The organism is Lactobacillus nasalidis, assembly GCF_016587775.1.
In the GTDB taxonomy this organism is placed as follows: domain Bacteria; phylum Bacillota; class Bacilli; order Lactobacillales; family Lactobacillaceae; genus Lactobacillus; species Lactobacillus nasalidis.
Genome location: NZ_BOCG01000179.1, coordinates 1 through 4,923, shown reverse-complemented (window position 1 = coordinate 4,923; position 4,923 = coordinate 1). Strand labels below are relative to the sequence as shown.

At 53.9% G+C, this 4,923-nt stretch carries 6 protein-coding genes, 1 rRNA gene and 1 riboswitch; of the genes, 2 read left to right on the top strand and 5 right to left on the bottom strand.

The window, feature by feature from the left end:
- The 5 genes from lacNas_RS03255 to thiM form a co-directional block, all read right to left on the bottom strand.
- Window positions 1–787, bottom strand: a 787-nt coding sequence (locus lacNas_RS03255) for an ABC transporter transmembrane domain-containing protein (RefSeq protein ID WP_244661412.1), incomplete at its 3' end; no start/stop codon positions are given.
- A 201-nt stretch (window positions 788–988) separates the two neighbouring features.
- Entirely contained in the window at window positions 989–1,666 is a 678-nt protein-coding gene (locus lacNas_RS03250; protein WP_201330534.1) for a TenA family protein, read from the bottom strand.
- Between the two features lie 20 nt (window positions 1,667–1,686).
- Complete coding sequence (gene thiE / locus lacNas_RS03245; protein ID WP_201336238.1) at window positions 1,687–2,331, bottom strand: thiamine phosphate synthase; 645 nt, start codon at window positions 2,329–2,331, stop codon at window positions 1,687–1,689.
- 8 nt (window positions 2,332–2,339) lie between these two features.
- On the bottom strand, window positions 2,340–3,137 hold the full coding sequence (gene thiD / locus lacNas_RS03240) for a bifunctional hydroxymethylpyrimidine kinase/phosphomethylpyrimidine kinase (RefSeq protein ID WP_201331351.1): 798 nt from the start codon (window positions 3,135–3,137) through the stop codon (window positions 2,340–2,342).
- Complete coding sequence (thiM, locus tag lacNas_RS03235; protein WP_201331350.1) at window positions 3,134–3,928, bottom strand: hydroxyethylthiazole kinase; 795 nt, start codon at window positions 3,926–3,928, stop codon at window positions 3,134–3,136. Before thiM ends, thiD begins: the two co-directional genes overlap by 4 nt.
- An 83-nt stretch (window positions 3,929–4,011) precedes the next feature.
- Window positions 4,012–4,120: riboswitch (TPP riboswitch) on the bottom strand.
- 8 nt (window positions 4,121–4,128) lie between these two features.
- On the opposite strand from thiM, the gene lacNas_RS03230 reads away from it, so the two are divergent.
- Together lacNas_RS03230 and lacNas_RS03225 are read left to right on the top strand one after the other, a co-directional pair.
- Window positions 4,129–4,380, top strand: a complete 252-nt coding sequence (locus lacNas_RS03230; protein ID WP_201331349.1) for a hypothetical protein — start codon at window positions 4,129–4,131, stop codon at window positions 4,378–4,380.
- A gap of 256 nt (window positions 4,381–4,636) precedes the next feature.
- Window positions 4,637–4,923 (top strand): 16S ribosomal RNA (locus tag lacNas_RS03225); the annotation flags it as partial.

Sequence of the window (4,923 nt, the reverse complement as noted above, 5' to 3'; positions counted from 1 at the left end):
CTTGGCGGCCGATGCGGCCCAGGCGGATCTCGTTTAGGGCAACGGCGATGCCGCAGGCGGCTCCGCCGTAAGCCACGGTGTCCATGACGACGGTGCTGAGCAGCTGCATGGTCAGGACCTTCATGGTGATGCGGCGGAAGTGTTCAGATTCAGCGGCCAGTTCGGCTTCGGCCTGGCTGTCGGCGCCGTAGACCTTCAAACTGGTCATGCCCTGCATTTTTTCCAAAAAAGTATCGGCCAGTTGGTGGTAGATGGCAAAGTAGCGGTTCAGGATCTTCTTGGCGACCAGCATGACGACCATGATGACGATCGGAATCAGGGGCACGGCGCACAGCAAGGTGATGCTGGCCGGCGCGTCGATTCTGACGAAGACCGCGAACAAGGTCAAAGGAGCCAGGAAGGCGTAAGCAAACTGGCTCAAGTAGCGGCTGAAGTAGCTGTCGACGGATTCGATCCCTTCGCCGGTCAGTTGCACCAGTTCTGAGGGCTTGATGCTCTCTTGAAAGCTGCTGCCCAGGCGGAGCAATTTGGCATAGATCTTGCCCCGCAGGACTTCCTTGACCCGGGCGCTGGCGCGGAAGCTGGCCTGGTTGTAGGCGTACTGGCCCAGCAGCTGGACGGCTGCGCCCAATAAAAGCAGCAGCCAGGCGGGATGCCCGGTCAAGATTTTGGCCAGGGCAAAGATAAAGGCGATCTGGCCCAGCAGGGCGAGCCATTGGCAGAGGATCTGCCAGAGAATATAGCGGCTGGAAGAACCCAGCTGCTTTAAAAGACGGGTTTTGATCATGAAGTTCCGACACGTTCCTTTCTTTTTCTCAAGAATACTTGCAACAAGAAAAATTATATGAAAGAAAAGGCGAAAATGATAACTGTACCAGGGAAGAAATGGAAGAGAAAAGCGATTTCAAAAGCGGCAGGAAGCGGCGACTTTATTTTGCAAGTTTTTGTCAAAAAAACACCCCCGCGGTATAGCGGAGGCATAAGGGACTTAGTTTTCCAGGTCATCCCAGGTCTGGTGGGTATAGGCCATCTGCCAAAAGCCCAGTTCATAGCGGCTGCTGCGCATGAAGGCTGTCAGCATCTGCTCTTTGACCAGGTCGCTGTTTTCAGCAGCCAGGTCATCGACCAGGCCGATCAAGAGCCGGGTGCTGTTGTTGAAGCCGGCCGTCTGGTAGCTGTTAAAGAAAGCCTGGTAGACGGGGATGGGACTGGTCTGCCCCTTCCAGTAGTCGGCCAGTTCGTCATAGAGCCAGTAGCAGGGCAAAAGGCCGGCGACGGCCGCGGCGGGAGAAAGACTGAGCTGGTGCTCCATGTGGGTGATGTAGGCATAGTTGTTGGGAGCGATCGGGGCTTGGCGGATCTGACCGGCAGTTAAATCCACCTGCAGCAGGATCGGATTGTGCTGGACATCTTCGCCGGCTTCCCGGGCCAGTCTTAACAAAAGCTCTCCTTGAGAACTGGGGAGAAGCGCGGCCGTTTTTTCATGCAGCTGGTTAAAAGCTTCCAGGTACTTGGTGTCCTGGGTCAGGTAGTAGCGGAAGGTGGTCAGGGGCAGCTGCCCGCTGGCCAGTTCAGTGATGAAGGGGTGGTGGAGGCTTTTTTGCCAAAGGGGCGCGGCTGCCTGATGAAGTTGGTCAGAAAATTTATTTGTTTTTGCTTCGTTCATTGAAAGTACCTTGCGTTTATTTATTTTCGATACAAAGAGTTGACCCGGTGGACGGTTTCCGCGATATCCGGACTCTGCAGGATCATGGAAATCATTGACAAGCCGGCGGCTCCGGTTTGGACAGTTTGGGTCATGTTGTCTTCACTGATGCCGCCGATGGCCACGCCCGGGTGGACGCTCTGCTTGACTAAGGCACTCAGTGCGTCAAGGCCGATGGCCGGATCAGCATCGTTTTTGGAATTAGTTGGAAAAATTGGCCCGCTGCCAACGTAGGCAACCGGCAAGCGGTTGGCGTGGGCGATTTGCTCTGGCTGGTTGCAGGAGTAGCCGACAAACAGCTCGCCGGCCTCAGCCAGAACCCGCTCGATCTGCTGGTCCTTTTGCCCGACGTGCAGGCCATCAGCCCTGATCGTCTTGGCCAGCTCCAAGTCATCGTCCACGATCAAGGGAATGGAGTGCTGGTCAGCCAGCTGCCGGAGCTTGCGGCCAAGCTGGACGCGCTGGTCAAGGGATAGGCGGCTGGTGCCTTTTTCCCGGTATTGAAAGGCCGTGATGCCGCTGTCCATTGCCAGGGAAACGGCCGCCAAAAATTTCTCCGGATCATGGCCGGTGTCTTGACTGCCGCCAACCAGGTAGCAGTGCAGCATTTCTTCTTTGAATTGCATTTTTCCTCCTAAACCGCCCAGTGGTTCAAGGGACCATGCCCGTGGCCGACTTGGATGGTGTCGCGGATCGTGGCTTCGACGTAGGCTTTGCCGGTCCGGATGGCGTTTTCCATTGCCACGCCCTTGGCCAGTTCCGCCGTGATGCAGGCTGAGATCGTGTCGCCAGTGCCATGGGTGCGCTTGGTGGCGATGCGGGGGGAGCTCATCCAGAAACTCGTCCCGTCTTCAAGGAGGACGAAGTCGCGGGCGGCTTTGGCGTCATTGAAGTGGCCGCCTTTGAGGAGGACGTTTTTGGCTCCCATGGCCTGCAGCTTTTTGGCCGCGGCTTCCATACCGCTGGTGCTGGTGATTTCCAAGTCGGTCAAGACCTGGGCTTCCGGCAAATTCGGCGTTACCAGGTCAGCTAAGGGGATGAGCTGGTCTTTGACCGCTTTAACGGCGTCATCGGTCAAAAGGCGGGCGCCGCCCTTGGCGACCATGACCGGGTCAACTACCAGGGGACCGAAGTCGTATTGCTTAAGGTTTTGCACGACAGTTTCAACCGTTTCGCTGTCAGCCAGCATGCCGGTTTTGCAGGCCCGGATCTTCAAGTCGGCGTTTAAAGAAGCAAACTGTTCGCTGATGATTTTTGGCGGCAGAGCCAGCGAGTCTTGGACGCCCAGGGTATTTTGGGCGGTAATGGCTACTAAAACAGTAGTGGCAAAGACGTGGCGCATCTGCATGGTTTTTAAATCGGCCTGCATGCCCGCGCCGCCGCCTGAATCGGAACCGGCAATGGACAGGGCCTGTGGAAATTCGTTAATCATCTTTCTTCTTCTTTCTGTAGTTCTTTTTTCCAGCTGGCAAGCAAATCGTCGCTGGCTTGGTAAAGCTTGTCTAAAAAAAGCTCGTACCAACGGCTGGGCGTTTGGGCTTCTTTGGCCGCGATCTGCCCGCAAAGGGCAAAGACTTCACAGGCACTGGCAGCAGCATCTAAAGGACTTCCCCCTAAAGCGACAAAGGCCGCGATGATGCTGGAGAACATGTCGCCGGTACCGACGTGGACGGCAAAAAGTGGAGAGCCGAAAGGAATTTCGACCAGCTCTTGGCCGTCAGTGATGATGTCACTTTCACCGGTCATTGCCACGACGGTCTGGTATTTGGCCGCGCACTTTTTGGCGATCGCGGTCAGGTCGCCAGTGCCGGAGCCGGCATCTATGCCGCGGCTTTGCCAATCGCACCCGGCCAGGGCGGCAATTTCGCCGGCATTGCCTCTGATGCAGGCGAAGCGGTACGTGTTCAGCAGCTCAGCGGCGGTCTCTTGCCGGTAGCGGCTGGCCGCGCAGGCAACCGGGTCAAAAACGGCCGGTACATGATACTTTTCTGCCGCGTCCAGCACGGCCAGCATTTCTTTTCTTTGGCCGGCATCCACGGTTCCCAAGTTGATGGTCACGGCTTGGGCCAGTTTCACCATGTCTTCAGCTTCTTCAACCGCCTTGGACATGATTGGCGATGCGCCTAAAACATTTAAGCCGTTGGCCACGTCAGCGGGCGTCACCATGTTGGCAACGGTCAAGACGACGGGATTCTGCTGGCGCAGCTGGGTCAGTAAACTCATCTAAAATTCCTCCTTTGCTTGGTCGAAACAAAAAATCCGTGAACTCGTCAAAGAGCTCACGGATGGATTAATTTCCAATCAAATAAAAAAGAAAAGCACTTTCCTTCGCAAGCATCGACTTAACAGGTTCAAAGGGTTTACGCGTCAATGCGCGTGTCTCAGTCCAGAACATGGACTCCCCCAGTGCGGAAATATTCAACTTGTATTTCAGTTTAGCAGAAAAAAGCCAGGATAGAAAGGGCTTTCTTGGCAAAAAATATCAAATTAGAAAAAATTGGCCAAAATTTAGAGGCAAAAAAGGGCAAAAAGCGAACGAAAACATAAGCAAGCAAAAAATGACTGGGAGAAAGCGGAATGAAAGCAAGATGGAGAAGGGATGCAGATGTTACAACTCTGCCGGCTGTACCCAGCATAAACCGGATGAAAAGGTCGATTTGACCTTTCAAAAATAACGAGTATACTAATATTTGTTGTCGCGGCGAAGAAGGAATTCGCCGGAGACACGAAAAAGAAAATATCGAAAACTTGTTGACAATAAGTCGACAAGCGAGTAAAATATGAAACGTTGCGTCATAAAGACGCAAGTTGGTACTTTGAAAACTGAACAAAGTTTCGCAGTGTGCGGGTCAAACGAAGTTTGATCCAATCAAATAAGCGAAGTCAATTCGCAAGCAAATAATCTGGAGCAGATTAAAAAGGCTCAATTTTTAAATTGAGAGTTTGATCCTGGCTCAGGACGAACGCTGGCGGCGTGCCTAATACATGCAAGTCGAGCGAGCTGAATTCAAAGACCCCTTCGGGGTGATTTGTTGGACGCTAGCGGCGGATGGGTGAGTAACACGTGGGCAATCTGCCCTAAAGACTGGGATACCACTTGGAAACAGGTGCTAATACCGGATAACAACATGAGTCGCATGACTCAAGTTTGAAAGGCGGCGCAAGCTGTCACTTTAGGATGAGCCCGCGGCGCATTAGCTAGTTGGTGAGGTAACGGC